This is a genomic window from Maritimibacter sp. DP1N21-5, from assembly GCF_019218295.1.
In the GTDB taxonomy this organism is placed as follows: domain Bacteria; phylum Pseudomonadota; class Alphaproteobacteria; order Rhodobacterales; family Rhodobacteraceae; genus Maritimibacter.
Window position 1 is genome coordinate 225,521 of record NZ_JAHUZF010000003.1, and the last position, 19,160, is coordinate 244,680.

A 19,160-nucleotide genomic window follows, 5' to 3' on the forward strand; every position below is an offset into this window, starting at 1 on the left:
AAAAGCCCCGGCGTTTCCACCGGGGCTCTGTCGTTTCAAGAAGGACGCGCTTACTCGACGTCTTCCTTTTTCTTCTTTTCTTCCGGCGGAAGCTCTTCGCCGGTGGTCTGGTCGACCATCTTCATGGCGAGGCGGACCTTGCCGCGATCGTCGAAGCCCAGAAGCTTGACGTAGACTTCCTGACCTTCCTTGAGCACATCCGAGGGATGGTTCAGGCGGCGGTTCTCGATCTGGGACACATGGACCAGACCGTCGCGCTTGCCGAAGAAGTTCACGAAGGCACCGAAGTCCACGATCTTGACGACCGTGCCCTTGTAGACCTGACCTTCTTCCGGCTCGGCCACGATCGACCAGATCATGTCGTAGGCCTTCTGAATGGCTTCACCGTTGGCCGAGGCGATCTTGATCACGCCGTCGTCGTTGATGTCGACCTTGGCGCCCGAGACTTCCACGATCTCGCGGATGACCTTGCCGCCCGAGCCGATCACTTCACGGATCTTGTCGGTCGGGATCTGCATGGTTTCAATGCGCGGGGCGTGGGCGGAGAACTCCTGACGGCCTTCCGACAGCGCCTTGGACATCTCGCCAAGGATGTGCATCCGACCGGCTTTCGCCTGAGCGAGCGCCTGTTCCATGATCGCGGGCGTGATGCCGGCCACCTTGATGTCCATCTGGAGCGAGGTGATGCCGTTTTCTGTGCCAGCCACCTTGAAATCCATGTCGCCCAAGTGATCTTCGTCACCGAGGATGTCGGTCAGGACCGCGTAGGAGCCGTCGTCTTCGAGGACGAGACCCATGGCCACACCGGCGACCGGAGCCTTTAGCGGAACGCCTGCGTCCATCATGGACAGCGAACCGCCGCACACCGACGCCATCGAGGACGAGCCATTCGATTCGGTGATCTCCGACACCACGCGAATGGTGTAGGGGAAGTCGGTCGCCGCCGGGAGCACCGCCTGAAGCGCGCGCCAGGCGAGCTTGCCGTGGCCGATTTCACGACGACCGGGCGAACCCACGCGGCCCACTTCACCGACCGAGTAGGGCGGGAAGTTGTAGTGCAGCAGGAAGTTCGATTTGTAGGTGCCGGTGAGCGCGTCGATCATCTGTTCGTCGTCGCCGGTGCCAAGGGTGGTCACGACCAGACCCTGCGTTTCGCCACGGGTGAACAGCGCCGAGCCGTGGGTGCGGGGCAGGATGCCCACTTCCGACACGATCGGGCGGACCGCGTCGAGGGCACGACCGTCGATGCGGGTCTTGTCCTTCACGACGGAGGACCGGAGCACGTTGGATTCGAGCTTCTTGAGCGCCGAACCGAGGTTCGCGTCTTCGAGCTGCTCTTCGGTCAGACCGGCCTTGATCTCGGTCTTGGCGGCGGCAACGGCGGCCACGCGCGCCTGCTTGTCGGTGATCGCGTAGGCGGCGCGGATCTTGTCCTCACCGGCGGCTTTCACGGCGTCGTAGAGCGCCGAGTAATCCGGGGGGGTGAAGTCGAAGGGTTCCTTCGCGGCGGCTTCGGCCAGATCGATGATCAGGTCGATGACCGGCTGGATCTGCTCGTGGGCAAAGTTCACGGCGCCCAGCATTTCGGCTTCCGACAGCTCGTAGGCTTCGGATTCCACCATCATCACGGCGTCTTTGGTGCCGGCGACGACGAGGTCCAGACGCTGGTCCGGGTTGTTGCGCAGGTTGTGCATGTCGTCGCAGGTCGGGTTCAGGATGTATTCGCCATCCTCATAGCCCACGCGGGCACCGGCGATCGGACCCATGAAGGGCACGCCGGAGATGGTCAGCGCGGCCGAGGCGGCGATCATCGCGACGATATCGGGATCGTTGACGAGGTCATGCGACAAAACGGTGCACATCACGAGCACTTCGTTCTTGAAGCCGGGGACGAAAAGCGGGCGGATCGGACGGTCGATGAGACGCGCGGTCAGCGTTTCTTTTTCGGTCGGACGCGCTTCGCGTTTGAAGAAGCCGCCCGGCACTTTGCCGGCGGCATAGTATTTCTCTTGGTAATGCACCGTGAGCGGGAAGAAGTCCTGCCCCGGTTTCTGTTCGCGGGCATAGGTCACGTTGGCCATGACCGAGGTCTCGCCAAGCGTCGCGATGACGGACCCATCGGCCTGACGCGCAACCTTACCCGTTTCCAGCGTGAGCTCTTCTTCGCCCCACTGGATGGATTTTTTCACTTCGTTGAACATATAGCGTATCCTTCTGGGAGCACTCCCGGCCCTCCGGGTCTCCCGTTCAAATGGTGGCCCCATTGCCACCGCCCCCTGATCCTTTGCATGCGCCGGGGGCCAGGGCGTCACGTCTCAGATGCAGGGCGCATACAGGAAAACCCGGGGTTTGGGAAGGGTTGTGTCATTGCGGGCCCCAGCCCGGCAGAGTACCCGCCCCGGGTCAGGTCCGGGGCGGGTTCATGCTCATTTGACCATCCGCACCATACCGCCTGTCTCGCCCTCGAGCGGGCCGTGTTCGTCCGAGGTCGGCTTCAACATCGAGGCGAGGAGCACCGGCACAGGGGTCCAGTAGGGCACGTACCATTCCTGATCGACCTCGAGCAGGAGTACCTTGTCGGCCTCTGCGTCATAGGCGCCGATCAGCGTCACATGCGGGCCGTCCCAGTCGCCCGTCACGACGCCCTGGTTGAAGTAGATCATGAGCACATCTTCAGCCGAGGCCTCGTTCGCGGCGAGCTGTTCGCGCAGGGTGGCGAGCGTCGCTTCACTGTCGTCGGTCGGCTTCCAGGCTTCGACCTTGGCGCTATTGAGCCCGGTGGTCGTGGCGGCCTCTTTCGCGAAGCTGACGAGTTGGTCGAACTTGACGCCATCGCCGCCTTCGGCCGAGAGCGCGGCCCAGTCCGCGTTGCCGACCTCCTCGAGCAGAACGGATTGCGTGAGAACGGTGTCCTCGGCCAGAGCAGGCAGGCCATTGAGGCCGTTCACCGCCGCCGTGACGGCCGCGATGGAGCAGGCCGAGGTGGTGAACTGAGGCTTCACGAAGGGCGCGAAGGCCCAGTAATCCGGCGCGTCGGCGGATTTGAGATAAGCGAAGTCCTCGGTCATCGCGGTGGCGTTCTCGCCCAGTTTCGGCAGCGGCGTCTCGCCTTCGGCCAGAAGCGGCGCGGCGATCAGCGAAAGACCCAGTGCCGTGACGGCACCGAAGGCGCGGAGGGATAGGGTTGTCATGGAATACGTCCTGATGGGTTGAATGGCATGACGGTAGCAAGATGGCCAAGCGGGTCAATCGGGAGTTTCGCGCCATGTCGAACCATCCTTGCATTACCCGATAATTTTTGTCAGGTAATCGCTACCCAGCCGGACGTTGTCCTTCGTGCGCTCCGGCAAGGCAGGTTTTCGGGCACCGCATTGGCGGGGCCGCAGGTTGGAAAGGCTGCTTCATGACGATCCTCACGGACTTGTTGGCGATGGATGCTCTCGCGTCCCGCTATGGATGCGGGATCAACCCGCGCCTGAAGGCGGCCATCGAAACCGACCTGCGGTTCCCCGCCAAAGCCGCGTCCCCCGCCCCCGATGGTGCCGGGCCGGCGAGGGACGCGGGCGGAAACGTGCTGCCGTTCCCGCTCGATCCGCCAACGTCGGGACGGAAAACGGCCTGATGATCCACGCCTATACAGATCCCCGCGCGCTGCCGTTCGACGACTTCGAACGCGGGTTGCTGCCCGTCTTGCGCCATTTCCTTGTGGCCATGACCGATCCGGGCTCACAGGCCTGGCGGCTCGCCTATGCTACCGCGCGCGAGCGTTGGGGTCGAAGCGCGGGCCTTGCCATCGCAGACAGTCTTGGCGATTTCGTCGCCTGTTTCGTGCAGCGACACGGGGCGACGGTCGATTTCCACGACCCGCTGGACCCGGAGCGGCGGGTCCTCCTGGCCAAGGGCGAGGCCGCGCTGCTGGCGATCCTTCATCACATGCGACGCGATCACGCGTCCGCCGCACGGCGCTGCCTCGCACTGGTGACGGGGGGACGCACCGCGGCGCGGGTCGTGCAGGCGGGACTTGCCTTCGCCGCGCGCTATCCGGCCGCATCGGTGCCTGCACGGGCGGAACCTTCGCTCAGAGTGGTGCACTAAAGTCATTGCGACAGAGGGCCTTCGTCGCTTTACTCGCGGACAACCTACCGGGAGGATGCGATGCGCCACGTTCCAGCCCTGCTGGCCTTCTTTACCCTCTTCGCTGCGCCGGCCGCCGTGGCCGATCCGCTGCGCTACACGCTCGACCCTGCCAATTCGCAGGTGAGTTATTCCGTGCCTTTCGGGCCGGATCAGGTGTCGGGGCTCATGCCGGTAGTGCGGGCCGATATCCTGCTCGACTTCGTGCAGAACAGCCGATCGACGGTGACGGTGGTGCTCGATGCCGCGTCGGCGACGGCGAATTTTCCCTTCGCGGAACAGGCGCTCAAGGGTCCCAAGGTGCTCGACACCGGGGCCTATCCGACGATCACCTTCCAAAGCGACCAGATCCGGATGGAAGAGACGGCCGCCGAGCTTGACGGGCTTGTGACGATCCGGGGCGTAACGCGTCCGGTGCGGCTGGGTGTCCAGGTCTTTCGGCAGCAGGGGACGGCGTCCGGCGACCTGTCGAAGATTTCGGTCCACATCACCGGAACCGTCAGGCGCAGCGACTTCGGGGCGACCGGCTGGGCGGACATGGTGGGCGATACCGTGACGCTGAAGATCATCGCGCGGCTCGATCGGGCCTGACATGAAACTCGGCAATGACGCGCAACGTTTCGGCCCGGTGACCCGCGTGCTCCACTGGATCATCGCGTTGGGCGTCATCGGGATGCTGGGCTTCGGGACCTATATCGCCCGGATGGAGGTCGGCCTCTCAAACTACTGGCTTTTCAGTCTCCACAAGTCGATCGGCGTGACGATCTGGGCGCTGGTGGTTGTGCGGCTCGTCTGGCACCGGATCAGCCCGCCGCCCGGTCCGATGGGCGACGGCTGGCAGACGGCGCTCGCCCGCGTGGTCCATCTGGCGCTCTACCTCCTCCTTCTGGTGGTGCCGATCACCGGCTTCGTGGCCAGTGCGGCGAGCGGGATCGAGGTGCAGGTCTGGGGCGTGACCCTTCCCGCACCGCTGCCCGCGTCGGAGGTTCTGGAAGACCGGTACTTCGCGCTCCATGCGGCGTTGACCAAGCTGATGGCGACCCTGCTGGTGCTTCACGTAGCCGGCGCGCTTCACCGGCGGGACGGGACGCTCGGGCGCATGGTGGCCGGGTCGTGAGGTGACGCCATCGCGTGTGGCGGCTAGTGTCCCACGCATAAACAAGGAGGCCCCATGTCCCACACCGACCTCGCCCGCCGCATGGCCCGTTACAACGCCTGGCAGAACGACAGCCTGATCGCCGCCGCAGACAGGCTTTCGCAAGACGCGCGCCGGCTGGATCGCGGTGCTTTCTTCGGGTCGATCGAGGCGACCTTCCTGCACATCCTCTGGGCCGACCGGATGTGGATGTCGCGGCTCGCGCCGGGTCAGGTCGACGCCCCGGCGACGCGGCCCCCGGCCAATGCGACGGACGACTGGGACAGGTTTCGCCAGGAGCGGGCCGAGATGGACGGGATGATCGAGGCCTGGGCCCATGCGATGGACGAGGCCGCCTTCGCGGTGCCGCTCACATGGTATTCCGGCATCCAGAAACGCCAGGTGACCGAGGCGCGATCCTTCATCGTGACGCATGTCTTCAATCACCAGACCCATCACCGGGGCCAGATCCACGCCATGCTGACCGCCGCAGGGGTCATCCCGGAGGATACCGACCTCATGCTCATGGACGATCCCGTCTGACGCACTGATGGATTGCGCGGTCGGGGGCGAGGTCCTAGAACCCTCGCGTGAACCCCGAAACGCGCGCCATGACCCTGTCCCTCATCCCCCGTGCCCTGGCGCTGGTGCTGATCCTGTCGATCGGCTTGTTGCCACGCGGCATCATGCCGGGCTGGACCGGCGACGGCATGACCATGGTGCTTTGCACCGGGACCGGCCCGCTCGAAGTGCGGATGGGCGCAGATGGCGTGCCGGTTCCGGTCGGGGATGGTCCGGCCGAGACCGCGCCAGAGGCGGACCTTTGCGCCTGGGTGGCCCTGGCAGCGGTGGCGGTTGCGCCTTCCGACCAGCCGGGAGCTGAGGTCCCGCTGACGCTGCGGCCGGTCGAGGCGCACTACGCAAAGAGCGAGGCAGGTCTGGGCGAGCGCTTTTCGCCCTATGACAGCCGGGGGCCGCCCCGTCTTCTCTGATCCGAACGTTCCAATTCCATCAGAGGCTACATCATGAAAACGCTTACCACCGCGCTTCTCGGCGCATTCCTTGCGGCATCCGCCGCCACCCCGATCCTTGCCCATGAGTTCAAGGCGGGCAATATCCAGATCCAGCATCCCTATGCCTTCGAGGCGCCGCCCACCGCGATGTCGGCTGGGGGTTACCTGACCCTCGTCAACGAGGGAGAGACGCCGGACAGGCTCGTCGCGGTCGAGGCCGATTTCGACCGGGTCATGCTGCACCTCTCCGAAGAAAAGGACGGCGTGGCCACCATGACCCATGTGGAGGGGATCGACATTCCCGCCGGTGAAACGGTCGCGCTCGCCCCCGGCGGATTCCACGTCATGTTTATGGGGCTCGGCGGTGACCCCTGGGAAGACGGCGAGAAGATCCCCGCCACACTGGTCTTTGAACAAGCCGGACGTGTCGAGGTCGTCTTCAACGTCGAGACCCGCGAGGATGCGCCCGAGAACCACGACGAAATGGATCACGACGGAATGGATCACGACACGATGGACCATGGCGCCGATCACTCCGCGCTCGACCATGACACGATGGACCATGACACGATGGACCATGCCGGCCACGGCCTGGCCGCGATGGACCTGTCCGGCCTGCCCGATGCCGAACAGATCGAAGCGATCATGAAGGCGGAGTTCGACCGTCCGGAGGCTCCGCTCTCAGTCGCGCCCGTGACGATCGAGGGGGATCAGGCGGTGGCCGGATGGCGGCAGGACGGGACCGGCGGCCGCGCCTTTCTGCGCAAGGGCGAGGCAGGCTGGATGATCGTCGCCTGTGCCGGAGACGAGCTGCTCCATTCGTCGACCTATGAACGCTTCGGCCTGTCGCGGGAGCTCGCCGTGTCTCTCATCGAAGCCACGGCGCGGGCGGAGGCAGGACTTCCTCAAGCGATCACCGCCGAGCTGAACCAGTTTGAGGGAATCGTCGAGATCGGGGCCGGGGGACACCACGCGACGCATTGACGGTCTGACGACCCGCCAGAAACGAAAACGCCCGCTCGAAGGAGCGGGCGTTCCGTATTCAGGGTTTCGACCGGCTTAGCGGCGGATACCGAGACGCTGGATCAGGTTCGTGTAACGAGCCTCGTCCTTGGCCTTGAGGTAGTCGAGAAGCTTACGGCGCTGGGCGACCATCATGAGAAGGCCACGACGGGAGTGGTTGTCCTTCTTGTGGGTCTTGAAGTGCTCGGTCAGCGTCGTGATACGCGAGGTCAGGATGGCGACCTGAACTTCGGGCGAACCGGTGTCTCCTTCTTTCGTCGCGAATTCCTTGATCAGGCGTTCTTTTTCTTCAACCGTGATCGACATCGGGGTCTCCTTTTGCAGGTTAGAGTGATGGCACAAGCCGGGATGTCGTCCAGCAGGGCCCATGGAGTTTCCGTCCCGCATGGGCGGGCCGGATGCGCGCGTATAGGGGGATTCCCCGCGGAAGGGAAGGAATTATTCGCCTCTCACTCGGTCGTGTCGGGCGCGTTGATGCCGAAATCCGAAGCCCCCGGGTCGCCATTCTGATCCGTCGCACCCGGCGAGGGGTTGTCCGCGGCGGCTTCTTCGTCGTCGGGGTTGTCGGCGCTGGCCGGGGAATCGCCCGCCTCTTCGTTCACGCCATAGCTTTCGGCGTTGTCGGCGTCGATTTCCTTGGCCAATTCGAGCGCCCAGTCGCCGATGATCGGGATGAAGTCGATCTGCGACAGGAAAAAGGCCGCGAGCGAGACCAGAATGGAGGCGCCCACGACCGATCCGAAGCCGAAGGCCAGGCCGCGATAGAGCTGGAACAGGCCCAGTTTCATGGGGCTGTCGTGAAGCCGGATGTAGCGATGGTTGTTGAGCTTGGCCACTTCGGCACGCAGGGCATTGACCTCGCGGCTCAGGTCGCTCGGGCTCATATCGCGCGTGTCTTTGGTCTTGTCGGTCATCGGCACCCTTTCGCGCCAAGGCTATACGGCGCCGGGTAGTGGGCGCAACGCGTTAACCTTGAATGTTAACAACCATTTAAAGAATTCTGAAATCCCGGCATGGTAGGAAGGTTCATCGTATTCGGGGGTCGGGACGATGGGGATTGCATTTCTTCTTCTGGGGCTGGTGCCCCTTCTGTTTCTGGGCGGGTCCTTCATGGGCGACATGGGGGAAGACGATCCCCTGCCGGAGGGCGAGCTTGATCAGGTGCGGACGGTGGATCTGTCCGAAGTCCTGTATCCGAAAACCGGGGACGGCGAACCGGGACCGGTGGAACTGGTGGACCCCGACAGCGTGCTCTTGCCTGTCACCGACGATGGCGCGCCGGGACCCGTGACCGATGTGGATCCTGCCACCGTTGTGACGCCCACCGACGCGCCCGGCGAGGGGCTGCCGGGACCCGGCGACCTGACGGCGCTGCAACGACTGATGCTGGCGGAAAGCGATTTTTCGCTCGGGACCGCCGACCTCCCGCACATGATCGGGATAGCGCAGGATATCGCCCTGACCGATGGCACCGACCTGTGGGATGCGCCACGCGACGCGACCGCGGGGAATGGCGCTGGCATCCTTGCCGATCACGACGGCACACCGATCCTGTCCGGTGGCAGCGTGACCGTGGTCGAGGGCGGCGCAGGCACCGACGCGATCCTCGGCGGAGACGGCGCGCTCTACGGGTTCGGCGGGGCAGGGGACGATATCCTTGTCGGCGGCGACGGGACCGCGGCCCTGTTCGGCGGGACCGGGAACGACCTTCTGGCCGCTGGCGAGGGCGCTGCCTTTCTGGACGGGGGCAGTGGCGACGATGTGGTCGCGGGCGGGTCGGGCGACGACGTGCTGTCGGGCGGCACCCATGACGCCGCCAGTGCGGACCAGCAGGATGACGACCGGATCGCCGGCGGCGACGGCAATGACCACCTGCGCGGCGGCTATGGTGCGGACCAGCTCTTCGGCGGGGCGGGCGACGACGTGATCGACCATCTTGGCCGGGTCGAGGAAGACGTGGCCTGGGGCACGTCGCGGTTCGACTGGCATCTGGACGGTGCGGCAGACGTGCTCGACGGGGGTGTGGGCGACGACACGCTCATCATGGGGCGCGAGGACGTGGCCACGGGGGGCGAGGGCGTGGACAGCTTCATCCTCTACTTCGACCCCATGGAGGGTGCCGGTTTCGCCGACATCACCGACTTCGTGCCGGGCACCGATTTCCTGCGCGTCGAGTTGAACCCGGGCGCTGGCTACGTCGCGCCAGAGGTCGCCGTCACGCCCTCGGACGACGGCGCGGATGCGGTAGTGACGGTGGATGGGGGTGTGGTGGCATTTCTCCGCGGGGCGCCCCATGTGACGCTGGCTGACGTTCTGGTCGAGGTCATGCCGGACCGGTTCTGACTGTGCGTCTCCAGCCGGCTAGGTCCAAAGCTCGGGCTGCTGGGAATAGCCGATATAGAGCGGATGCTTCGGGTGGCCGTCTTTGGTCAGCCCGAGGTGGTAGAGCGGCTTGCCCGTGGTGCGAAGCAGCGCCTCGACCTTTGGGCCCCGGTCCAGATGCGCACCATGGGCGCCCCAGGCACAGACGATCTGATCCGCCCATTCAGTGCTGGCGACGATGGCGGCATCGTTGTCGGGCCCTACAGGATCGCCGGCGGCGCGCATCTTTTTCGGGTCGGTGTCGCGCCAGGCAAAGATGTTGAGCACCCGGAAGGACCCGAAGCCAAGCGCCCGCGCCCGCCGTTCGCAGCGTTCGACGGTCGGATCGTTCTGCACCTCGGTCGCGGTCGACGGGTTCAGCATGACGAAGAGCGCGCGCCGACCAGTGGCATCCCAGGTGCGTGTGAGCATGTAGCGGTAGCGTTCACAGTCGGAATAGGTCGCCACGGACGGCGCGTCAGCCTTGGTATGCTCACGGGTGATCATGACGTGGTTTTCGCCCGCTTGCCGCCCGCCCGCAACCCGCCCTTGCGGAAATTTACCGATCGGTCAGAGTGGCGACATGCTGATCTCTGAAATCATCCGCAAGAAACGCGACGGCGAGACTCTGACCGAGGCCGAGATTGCCGCCATGGTGACCGGCATCACGGATGAGAGCGCCAGCGAAGGGCAGGTCGCGGCCTTCGCCATGGCGACCTATTTCCAGGGCATGAGCCGGGAGGAAGCGGCGGCGCTCACCCTCGCCATGCGCGATTCGGGCGAGGTGTTCCGCTGGGACCTAGATGGCCCTGTGGTGGACAAGCACTCCACGGGCGGCGTGGGCGACAACGTGAGCCTGATGCTCGCTCCCATCGTGGCGGCTTGCGGGGCCTATGTGCCGATGATCTCGGGCCGGGGGCTGGGGCATACCGGGGGCACGCTCGACAAGATGGAGAGCATTCCGGGCTATGACGCGGTGCCCGACAACGAACGCTTCCGCAAAGTGGTGGGATCGGTCGGCTGCGCGATCATCGGCCAGACGACGGCGCTCGCGCCTGCTGACAAGCGGTTTTATGGCATCCGGGATGTCACCGCGACGGTCGAAAGCGTGCCGCTCATCACGGCGTCGATCCTGTCCAAGAAGCTGGCGGCGGGCCTCGACGCGCTGGTCATGGACGTGAAGACCGGGAACGGGGCTTTCATGCCGACCTATGAACGCTCGGTGGAACTCGCCGAAAGCATCGTGGGGGTGAGCCGGGCCGCCGGGATGCCCTGCAACGCTTTGGTCACGGCGATGGACCAGCCGCTCGCGCGTGATGCGGGCAACGCGGTCGAGGTTCGCAATGCGGTCGAGTTCCTGACCGGGGTGCACCGGGACGTCCGGCTCGAATGGGTGGTTCTGGCGCTGGCCGGGGAAATGCTGTCGCTCGCCGGGGTGACGGACGATCGCGACACCGGGTTCTCCATAGCGCGCGCCGCGCTCGAAGACGGGCGCGCGGCCGAGGTCTTTGGCCGGATGGTCGCGGCATTGGGCGGGCCTTCGGATTTCGTCTCGCGCTACGACGATCACCTGCCAAAGGCGCCGCTGGTGCGCGACATTGCGGCGCCGGTGGAGGGGCACGTGGCCCGGATCGACACGCGGGGCATCGGGCTTGCCGTGGTTGAGCTAGGCGGTGGACGGCGCAAGGCATCGGACGACGTGGACCCGGCGGTGGGGATCACGGGGCTTCTCGATCTTGGACAGGCGGTCGCGGTGGGCACGCCGCTATGCACCATCCACGCGCGCGACGAGGCCGGGTTCCGGGCGGCGGAAGCGGCGGTTCGGCGTGCCTACAGGATTGGTGACGCGCCCGAGCAGGGCGATCCGGTCCTGAAGATCATCGACTAGGGGGCATTGCCCCCCGCTGCCTGCGGCAGCTCCCCTAGAGTATTTCGGGAAAGATGAAAGGGCGGCGTCAGAGGTTGAAGACGCGGGAGGGGTGAAGTTCGCCCGCCTTGTAGACCCCGACGGCCACCGGGCGGCCCTCGTAGCTGGCCCAGCATTCTTCGCCATAGTCCACGTCGGAGGCGATGACCATGCCGGGGTTGCCATGGGCCAGACGGGTCGCGCCTTCGGGCGTGGTCCGAAGCTCGGGGAGCGAGGTCAGCCCTTCTTCGATCGGTTGCAGGAGCGCGTCGATCTCGTCGGTCCGGGCGAGTTCCTCGATCCGTTCCATGCTGACACCCTCCTCGGCCACGAAGGGCCCCGACCAGATGCGGCGCAATTCACGCACATGGCCGTGACAGCCGAGCGCCGCGCCCAGATCGCGGGCGATGGCGCGCACGTATCCGCCCTTGCCACAGGTCATCTCGAGCGTGACGTGATCGGCATCGGGCCGGTCGATCAGGACGAGGCTTTCGACGAAGAGCGGGCGCGGGTCGATTTCGACCTCCTCGCCCTCGCGGGCGAGCTTGTAGGCGCGTTCGCCGTCGATCTTCACCGCGGAGAACTTAGGAGGCACCTGTTCGATATCGCCGGTGAATTGTGGCAGCGCGGCGCGAATATCGTCGTCCGAAGGGCGCGCGTCGCTGGTCGCGATCACCTCGCCCTCGGCATCGTCGGTGTTCGTCGCCTGGCCGAGCCGGATCGTGAACCGATAGGCCTTGAGCGCGTCGGTGATGTAGGGGACGGTCTTGGTCGCCTCGCCCAGCGCCACGGCGAGCACGCCTGTCGCTTCGGGGTCGAGCGTGCCGGCGTGTCCGGCTTTTTTCGCGTCGAAGGCCCAGCGGACCTTCATCACCACGGCATTCGAGGAAATACCGGCGGGCTTGTCCACGACGATCCAGCCGTGAACGTCGCGACCCTTCTTGCGGCGGCCCATCAGTCTTCCTCTTTGCCCGCTTCGAGATCGCGTTTCACGGTCTCGTTGTCGAAGAGTTTGCGGGTCGCTTCCATCCGGTCGAAGGTGTCGTCGAGCTTGAATCGCAGCTCGGGCGTATGCTTGAGCTTGGTCACGCGGCCCACCATCCGGCGCAGCTCGCCCACATTGCGCGCCATCGCCTTGACCGCCTCCTCCGCGCCCTTGCCGCCGAGAGGCATCACGAAACAGGTGGCCACGGACATGTCCGGCGACATGCGCACTTCGGTCACCGTGATGTTGAGCCGGTTGAGGTCGGGGTCATGCACTTCGCCGCGCATGAGGGTTTCGGACATGGCGCGGCGAATGACCTCGCCGACGCGGAGCTGGCGCTGGGACGGACCCGCGCCCGAGGAGGAGCCTTTGTTCGACATGGGCGCGATGTAGTGCCGATTGCGGAATTGCGCAACAGGGGCTAGGGGGGAAGACGGTGAATGGAGGACGATATGAGCGAGATACCGGGGATCGTGGTGAACGGAGCGTCGGGCCGGATGGGCCAGATGCTGGTCAAGCTCGTCTCGGAAAACTCTGCCTGCCGGCTCGTCGGAGCGCTGGAACGGCCTGGTCACGACTGGGTCGGGCGTGACGTGGGCACGGCAATGGGCGGGGCGGCGCTGGGCGTCGATGTGACCGACGACCCGCTCGAGGCGATGGCGCGGGCGCAAGCGGTGATCGACTTCACCGCGCCGGCGGCGACGGTCGCCCTGGCCGAAATCGCCGCGCAGGCGCGGGCGGTTCATGTCATCGGGACGACGGGCTTGGACGAATCCGATATTGCCAAGCTCGATGCCGCCGCGCGCCATGCAGTGATCGTGCGGGCCGGAAACATGTCTTTCGGGGTGAACCTCCTGACCAAGTTGACCGAGACGGTCGCGCGGGCTCTGGACGTCGATTTCGATATCGAGATCGTGGAAGCGCATCACAAGCACAAGGTCGACGCACCGTCGGGCACGGCGCTCATGCTGGGTGAGGCGGCCGCACGGGGGCGTGGCGTGCGCCATGACGAGGTGGCCGACCGGGGCCGCGACGGGATCACCGGCGCACGCGAGGAGGGCCACATCGGCTATTCCGCGATCCGGGGCGGCGACATCGTGGGTGAGCACGACGTGATCTTCGCGGGGGCTGGCGAGCGGATCATCCTGCGCCATGTGGCGACGGACCGGGCCATTTTCGCACGCGGCGCGGTCAAGGCCGCGCTCTGGGGCACCGGGCGGAAACCGGGCGCTTACGACATGATGGACGTGCTCGGGCTCTAGGCCCAATCGGGGGTCAGTTGAAAACCGGCTGGACCCGGTCGAAGAAGCTGGTCGGATTGAGCCAGTCGGGATAGGTCGCGACGCCGGCGTAATCGCCCTCGAAAACACTCTCGGGCGGGCAGGCGCGGCGCGCCTCGTCCGACATGCAGATGAAACCTTCCACCCCGTCATGGGTCCAGGCCATGAGCAGGCGCGGCGCGTCGCAGGAAATCGCGGCGACCCGGCTTTGCGGCAGCGTCACAGGGCCCTCGCCCCGCGCGAAGGCTTCGGTCGGGCATGTCATCTGCTCGTCGCGCCATTCGTTCCAGAGCGTCACCTCCTCGATCCCGAGCGCTGTCAGGAAACGGTGGATGGCCGGTTCGAGGATGATCGGCATCACGTCTTCTTCCGGCCGGTAAAGCCCGCGTGCGGCAAGACGGTCTAGGCTGCCCGCGATGTAGTCGTCACAATCAGCGCGGTCGCTTTCCAGCGTCCAGAGCCAGACGGTCCGGCGGAATTTCTCGCTGTCGCGGACGGCGAGCTTGTCCTGCACTTCGGCCCAGGTGACCGGGGTGCCGGTGTCCTTGATCAGAAGCTCGAATTCCTCGGGCGCTTCATTGGGGCGCACCGGCGGATTATCGACTGCTTCCTCGGGCGAAAGGTCCTCGCGGTCGAAATGCACCGGGCCATAGGCCGCCGTTTCGGGCGAATAGCCCGGCACGCGGAAGAACGGGTTCAGCGCGATGAAAACATGGTCGTAGTCCTCCGCCCACCAGTCGAGCAGGCTGCGCTCGAAGGGCGGGGTCGCGAGGCGGCGGGGAATCTTGGTCATAGCGGTGCGAGCGGCTTTCGGCCCTGTTCGGTCAGAAGGAAGGCGTCGCGGCCCTCGAGGACCACGGCGCTGATCGGCTGCCCATATCCCGCTCCGCTGTCGATGTTCAAGCGGTTCCCGTAATGGGTCGCCGCGTCGGTCACGGTGTGGCCATGGACGATGAGCGGGCCGTGATCAGCCGTGGAGGTCAGGAACTCGCCCCGAATCCAGACGAGATCGTCCTCGGACTGGGCGTCGAGCGGCACACCGGGGCGGATGCCGGCATGGCAGAAGAACGCCTCGCCACGGCGGTAGCTGGCGGGCGCACTGCGCACGAATTCGAGATGGGCCTCGGGGATCTTTGCTCGTGCTTCCGCGTGGATATCCATCACATCACGGTCGGCGTCGACGCCGTAGGAGGCAAGCGTCCGGCGTCCGCCCAAGGGTGCATCGAGCCAGAAGAGGTCATCGCGCAAGGGATCGCGGCGCGGCGGGCTATGCATGAAGGATGCGAACATCCGGTCATGATTACCCTTGAGCACGACCCAGTTCTCGCCCCGCGCCTGCCCCGCCATGAGGTGATCGATCACCCCGCGCGTGTCCGGGCCACGGTCACACAGGTCGCCCACATGGACGATGGGCGCGTCGGTGTCGCCGGTCCGGGCGCGGTCCGCTTCGATCAGGCGGTGCGCCGTGGTCAGTTGATCGAGGTAGCCGTGTATGTCGCCGATGGCATAGCTGCGCATGGGATGCCCCCTGGGTTGGTCGCAGGCGTGATGCCCTATCGGACGGGCAGGTGCAAACGCCGGGTCACGAAAAAGGAAGCCCCGGAACGGGTCCGGGGCGCGGGGTGTTGCATGGCCGGACGTCGCGCCCGGCCACATTTGTCTTGCTGCATCAGATCTCGAAGGCGAGGCCCGAGACGTTCTGGAACTTGCCCGAGTCCTTCAGCGCGGCGAGCGTTTCGGCATCGACCGCTGCATCCACATAGAGGAGCGCGATGGCGTCGCCGCCGGCTTCCGACCGGCCCAGCGTGAAGTTCGCGATGTTCACACCATGCTCGCCCAGCGTCACGCCCAGTTTGCCGATGACGCCGGGAACGTCCTTGTTCGTCGTGTAAAGCATGTGCTCGCCGATCTCGGCGTCGATGTTGATGCCCTTGATCTGGATGAAGCGCGGTTTGCCGTCCGAGAACACGGTGCCCGCGATGGAGCGTTCGCGCTTGTCGGTCTTGACCACGAGCTTGATGTAGCCGTCGAAGACGCCGGTCTTGTCCTGCGTGGTGATCGCGGTCTTGATGCCACGGTCCTTGGCGAGGATCGGGGCCGAAACCATGTTCACGTCCGGGTTCACGGGCTTCATGAGGCCTGCGGCCACGGCACATTCCAGGGCCTTCACGTTCATCGTCGCGGCGACGCCGTCGAGGATGATCTGCACGTCCTTGATCGCCTCGGTGGTCATCTGGCCCACGAAGGCGCCAAGATGCCCGGCGAGCTTGATCCAGGGGCCCATGACCTTGGCTTCCTCGGCAGTGACCGACGGCATGTTGAGCGCGTTGGTGACGGCGCCGGTGAGAAGGTAGTCCGAGAGCTGTTCGGCCACCTGAAGGGCGACATTCTCCTGCGCTTCGGTGGTCGAGGCGCCAAGGTGCGGGGTGCAGACCACGTTGGGCAGACCAAAGAGCGGGCTTTGGGTGGCGGGCTCGACCTCGAACACGTCGAAGGCAGCGCCTGCCACATGGCCCGACTTGATCGCTTCTGCCAGCGCGGCTTCGTCCACCAGACCGCCACGGGCGCAGTTGATGATTCGCACGCCCTTCTTGCACTTGGCGATGTTCTCGGCATTCAGGATGCCGCGCGTCTTGTCGGTCAGCGGGACGTGAAGCGTGATGAAATCGGCGCGGGTCAGAAGCTCGTCAAGTTCGACCTTCTCGACGCCCAGCTTGTCGGCGCGCTCCTGAGACAGGAAGGGGTCGAAGGCGATGACCTTCATCCGAAGACCCTTGGCACGGTCGGCGGCGATGGAGCCGATGTTGCCGCAGCCGATGACGCCCAGCGTCTTGGCGGTCAGTTCGACGCCCATGAACTTGGACTTCTCCCATTTGCCGGCCTGGGTCGAGGCATCGGCTTCGGGGATCTGACGCGCGACGGCGAACATCATGGCGATGGCGTGTTCGGCGGTGGTGATCGAGTTGCCGAACGGCGTGTTCTCGACGATCACGCCCTTGGCGGAGGCGGCAGGGATATCGACGTTGTCGACACCGATCCCGGCGCGGCCGATGACCTTGAGGTTGGTCGCTTTTTCCAGCACCTCGGCGGTCACCTTGGTGTTGGAACGGATGGCGAGACCGTCATAGTCGGCGATGATTTCGAGGAGCTTGTCCTTGTCCTTGCCGAGGTTCGGCTGGAAATCGACGTCGATGCCGCGATCACGGAAAATCTGGACGGCGGTTTCGGAGAGCTTGTCGGAAACGAGAACTTTGGGGGCCATGGTGTGGTCCTTCCTATCGGGTGCCGGAGGGTCCGGCAGGCATGGGGAAAGCTGCCCCGGGTGTGTCCCGGGGCAATGGGGTCGCTCAGGCTTGCGCCGCGATCTCTTCGTTGAAGGCCCAGTCGAGCCAGGGCATCAGGGCCGCGACATTGGCCGTTTCGACCGTGCCGCCACACCAGATACGAAGGCCAGCAGGCGCATCGCGATAGGCGCCGATGTCGAGCGCGACACCTTCTGCTTCGAGCCGCTTGGCCACGGCTTTCGCGAAAGCGGCGCCGTCCTTGATGCGCTCGTCGACGAACTTCAGGCAGACCGAGGTGTTCGACGCCGTCGCCGGATCGGTGGCGAGGTTTTCGAGCCAGGGGGTCTTGGCGCAGAAATCGGCGATGACCTTGGCATTCGCATCGGCGCGGGCGATGAGGCCCTTGAGCCCGCCCACGGACCGCGCCCAATCGAGCGCGACGAGGTAATCCTCGACCGCCAGCATGGAGGGCGTGTTGATGGTTTCACCGACGAAGATGCCCTCGATCAGCTTGCCGCCCTTGGTCATGCGGAAAATCTTCGGCAGGGGCCAGGCGGGGGTGTAGCTTTCCAGACGCTCGACGGCACGGGGCGAGAGCACGATCATGCCATGCGCGGCCTCGCCGCCCAGCACCTTCTGCCAGGAGAAGGTCGTCACATCGAGCTTGTCCCAGGGCAGGTCCATCGCGAAGGCGGCCGAGGTCGCGTCGCAGATCGTGAGGCCTTCCCGGTCGGCGGCGATCCAGTCGCCATTGGGAACGCGCACGCCCGAAGTGGTGCCGTTCCAGGTGAAGACGACGTCGGTCGCGAAATCGATCTGGGTCAGGTCGGGCAACGCGCCGTATTCGGCGGTAAGGATGTTGGCGTCGAGCTTGAGCTGTTTGGCCACGTCCGTGACCCAGCCCGCGCCGAAGCTTTCCCACGCGAGCATGGTCACGCCGCGCGCGCCCAGCATCGACCACATGGCCATTTCGACGGCGCCGGTGTCGGAGGCCGGGACGATGCCGATGCGGTAGTCGGCGGGAACGCCAAGGATCTCGCGGGTGCCTTCGATGGCATCCTTGAGTTTCTTCTTGCCGACGGCGGCACGGTGCGACCGGCCGAGGGCGGCATCCGCGAGCATGTCGAGATTGAAATCGGGGAGTTTGGCACAGGGGCCAGAAGAAAAGCGCGAATTGGCCGGGCGCTGAGCCGGCATGGGGGCGTTGGTCATGGTATCCTTCCAGATAGTCGCTCCGCGTTGGGGCGGAGTGTCCCGCTGCCGCGTCTACGGCCCGGCGCGCGTCCCGGCAAGAGGGAAAATGCAGCAAAAACGACCCTTCAGGCGCGGCAAGCGGCGCGGCGTGACGCGGATCGGAAACTTCGGGCTAGCGAATGGGGTGCGTCGCCTTAGCGGGCCAGCATGACCTCGGCGCGGGCAAGGTCCTCGGGCGTGTTCACGTTGAAGAAGTCGCGCTCGGAAAAGGGCACGCTCACGGCACCATGGGCCATTGTGAAATCAGTGACCTTGAAGGACCCGGCGGTCAGCGTTGCGTGCAGATCGCCGGACAGGCCGGCCGACCAGAGCCCGGTGATCGGTTGGAGGCCGTCGGGCGTTTCGGCCAACACGATCGGTGCCGCGCTGGCGGCTTGTGCGTCCAGCAGGCGCGCGACGAGAGTTCCCGGCAGGAACGGCGTGTCGGTGGGCACGGTCACGACCCAGGGCGACCCCAGTTCACCCGCCCAGTCCATGGCCGCGAGCACGCCGGCGAGGGGGCCGGGGAACCCGTCGACGGTATCGGGAAGCACCGGCCGTTCAGCGTTGAACCGCGTCGGATCGCCGTTGGCGCTGATACCGAGGAGGGACACCTGCGGCCCGATCCGGTCGATGACATGGTCGATCAACGGGCGACCGCCAAGCGCCACGAAGGCCTTGTCCAGCCCGCCCATCCGTCGTGCTCTGCCGCCAGCGAGGATGACCCCCGGCGGGACTGTCAGGTCCGTCACCATGCGCCTGATCCTATGTGCCGCGCACGGCGGGCGAAAGGCACGTTGCGCAAG

22 protein-coding genes are annotated in these 19,160 nt (G+C 65.6%); 10 read left to right on the forward strand and 12 right to left on the reverse strand.

Annotated features, from left to right (window positions below):
* Window positions 1–50 precede the first annotated feature (50 nt).
* Both pnp and KJP29_RS02795 read right to left on the reverse strand, forming a co-directional pair.
* Window positions 51–2,201: a polyribonucleotide nucleotidyltransferase gene (pnp, locus tag KJP29_RS02790; RefSeq protein WP_218462024.1), complete on the reverse strand. Its 2,151-nt coding sequence runs from the start codon at window positions 2,199–2,201 to the stop codon at window positions 51–53.
* A 225-nt stretch (window positions 2,202–2,426) separates the two neighbouring features.
* Window positions 2,427–3,191 (reverse strand): phytochelatin synthase family protein, encoded by a 765-nt coding sequence (locus KJP29_RS02795; RefSeq protein ID WP_218462025.1) that lies wholly within the window; start codon window positions 3,189–3,191, stop codon window positions 2,427–2,429.
* Between the two features lie 212 nt (window positions 3,192–3,403).
* On the opposite strand from KJP29_RS02795, the gene KJP29_RS02800 reads away from it, so the two are divergent.
* The 7 genes from KJP29_RS02800 to KJP29_RS02830 all read left to right on the forward strand — a co-directional run bounded on the left by KJP29_RS02800 (window position 3,404) and on the right by KJP29_RS02830 (window position 7,266).
* Window positions 3,404–3,622 carry a hypothetical protein gene (locus tag KJP29_RS02800; RefSeq protein ID WP_218462026.1) on the forward strand — a complete coding sequence of 73 codons (219 nt, stop codon included), beginning with the start codon at window positions 3,404–3,406 and terminating at the stop codon, window positions 3,620–3,622.
* The gene (locus KJP29_RS02805; RefSeq protein WP_218462027.1) at window positions 3,622–4,095 is read left to right on the forward strand and encodes a hypothetical protein; all 474 of its coding nucleotides are present in this window, start codon (window positions 3,622–3,624) and stop codon (window positions 4,093–4,095) included. The genes KJP29_RS02800 and KJP29_RS02805 overlap by 1 nt, the downstream gene beginning before the upstream one ends.
* 60 nt (window positions 4,096–4,155) lie before the next feature.
* On the forward strand, window positions 4,156–4,725 hold the full coding sequence (locus tag KJP29_RS02810) for a YceI family protein (protein ID WP_218462028.1): 570 nt from the start codon (window positions 4,156–4,158) through the stop codon (window positions 4,723–4,725).
* Window position 4,726: 1 nt separating this feature from the next.
* The gene (locus tag KJP29_RS02815; protein WP_218462029.1) at window positions 4,727–5,251 is read left to right on the forward strand and encodes a cytochrome b; all 525 of its coding nucleotides are present in this window, start codon (window positions 4,727–4,729) and stop codon (window positions 5,249–5,251) included.
* A gap of 54 nt (window positions 5,252–5,305) precedes the next feature.
* Complete coding sequence (locus tag KJP29_RS02820) at window positions 5,306–5,812, forward strand: DinB family protein (protein ID WP_218462030.1); 507 nt, start codon at window positions 5,306–5,308, stop codon at window positions 5,810–5,812.
* Between the two features lie 68 nt (window positions 5,813–5,880).
* Entirely contained in the window at window positions 5,881–6,261 is a 381-nt protein-coding gene (locus tag KJP29_RS02825) for a hypothetical protein (protein ID WP_218462031.1), read from the forward strand.
* 33 nt (window positions 6,262–6,294) lie between these two features.
* Window positions 6,295–7,266 carry a copper uptake system-associated protein gene (locus KJP29_RS02830; RefSeq protein WP_218462032.1) on the forward strand — a complete coding sequence of 324 codons (972 nt, stop codon included), beginning with the start codon at window positions 6,295–6,297 and terminating at the stop codon, window positions 7,264–7,266.
* A gap of 75 nt (window positions 7,267–7,341) precedes the next feature.
* On the opposite strand, the gene rpsO is transcribed toward KJP29_RS02830, so the two are convergent.
* Window positions 7,342–7,611: a 30S ribosomal protein S15 gene (gene rpsO, locus KJP29_RS02835; protein WP_218462033.1), complete on the reverse strand. Its 270-nt coding sequence runs from the start codon at window positions 7,609–7,611 to the stop codon at window positions 7,342–7,344.
* Between the two features lie 143 nt (window positions 7,612–7,754).
* Window positions 7,755–8,219 (reverse strand): DUF5665 domain-containing protein, encoded by a 465-nt coding sequence (locus tag KJP29_RS02840; protein ID WP_218462034.1) that lies wholly within the window; start codon window positions 8,217–8,219, stop codon window positions 7,755–7,757.
* 136 nt (window positions 8,220–8,355) lie between these two features.
* On the opposite strand from KJP29_RS02840, the gene KJP29_RS02845 reads away from it, so the two are divergent.
* On the forward strand, window positions 8,356–9,648 hold the full coding sequence (locus KJP29_RS02845; protein WP_218462035.1) for a calcium-binding protein: 1,293 nt from the start codon (window positions 8,356–8,358) through the stop codon (window positions 9,646–9,648).
* Between the two features lie 18 nt (window positions 9,649–9,666).
* Here the strand turns inward: KJP29_RS02845 and KJP29_RS02850 are convergent, their stop codons facing one another.
* The gene (locus KJP29_RS02850; protein WP_218462036.1) at window positions 9,667–10,173 is read right to left on the reverse strand and encodes a DUF1643 domain-containing protein; all 507 of its coding nucleotides are present in this window, start codon (window positions 10,171–10,173) and stop codon (window positions 9,667–9,669) included.
* A gap of 76 nt (window positions 10,174–10,249) precedes the next feature.
* Between KJP29_RS02850 and deoA the strand changes: the two genes are divergently transcribed.
* Window positions 10,250–11,554: a thymidine phosphorylase gene (deoA, locus tag KJP29_RS02855; RefSeq protein WP_218462037.1), complete on the forward strand. Its 1,305-nt coding sequence runs from the start codon at window positions 10,250–10,252 to the stop codon at window positions 11,552–11,554.
* Between the two features lie 67 nt (window positions 11,555–11,621).
* Here deoA and truB read toward each other — a convergent pair whose 3' ends face one another.
* Window positions 11,622–12,527 carry a tRNA pseudouridine(55) synthase TruB gene (gene truB / locus KJP29_RS02860; RefSeq protein WP_218462038.1) on the reverse strand — a complete coding sequence of 302 codons (906 nt, stop codon included), beginning with the start codon at window positions 12,525–12,527 and terminating at the stop codon, window positions 11,622–11,624.
* A complete protein-coding gene (rbfA, locus tag KJP29_RS02865) occupies window positions 12,527–12,937 on the reverse strand; it encodes a 30S ribosome-binding factor RbfA (RefSeq protein ID WP_218462039.1) in 411 nt (136 codons plus the stop codon). Before rbfA ends, truB begins: the two co-directional genes overlap by 1 nt.
* Window positions 12,938–13,009: 72 nt before the next feature.
* Between rbfA and dapB the strand changes: the two genes are divergently transcribed.
* On the forward strand, window positions 13,010–13,819 hold the full coding sequence (gene dapB, locus KJP29_RS02870; RefSeq protein ID WP_218462040.1) for a 4-hydroxy-tetrahydrodipicolinate reductase: 810 nt from the start codon (window positions 13,010–13,012) through the stop codon (window positions 13,817–13,819).
* Between the two features lie 13 nt (window positions 13,820–13,832).
* Here the strand turns inward: dapB and KJP29_RS02875 are convergent, their stop codons facing one another.
* From KJP29_RS02875 to mobA, 5 genes are all read right to left on the reverse strand, one after another.
* Entirely contained in the window at window positions 13,833–14,630 is a 798-nt protein-coding gene (locus KJP29_RS02875; protein WP_218462041.1) for a hypothetical protein, read from the reverse strand.
* Window positions 14,627–15,355, reverse strand: coding sequence for a metallophosphoesterase (locus KJP29_RS02880; RefSeq protein WP_218462042.1), 729 nt, complete (start codon window positions 15,353–15,355; stop codon window positions 14,627–14,629). Before KJP29_RS02880 ends, KJP29_RS02875 begins: the two co-directional genes overlap by 4 nt.
* Window positions 15,356–15,506: 151 nt before the next feature.
* Entirely contained in the window at window positions 15,507–17,099 is a 1,593-nt protein-coding gene (gene serA / locus KJP29_RS02885; RefSeq protein WP_218462043.1) for a phosphoglycerate dehydrogenase, read from the reverse strand.
* Window positions 17,100–17,184: 85 nt separating this feature from the next.
* Window positions 17,185–18,333 carry a phosphoserine transaminase gene (locus KJP29_RS02890; RefSeq protein ID WP_218462044.1) on the reverse strand — a complete coding sequence of 383 codons (1,149 nt, stop codon included), beginning with the start codon at window positions 18,331–18,333 and terminating at the stop codon, window positions 17,185–17,187.
* A gap of 176 nt (window positions 18,334–18,509) precedes the next feature.
* Complete coding sequence (mobA, locus tag KJP29_RS02895) at window positions 18,510–19,109, reverse strand: molybdenum cofactor guanylyltransferase MobA (protein WP_255553406.1); 600 nt, start codon at window positions 19,107–19,109, stop codon at window positions 18,510–18,512.
* Window positions 19,110–19,160 lie beyond the last annotated feature (51 nt).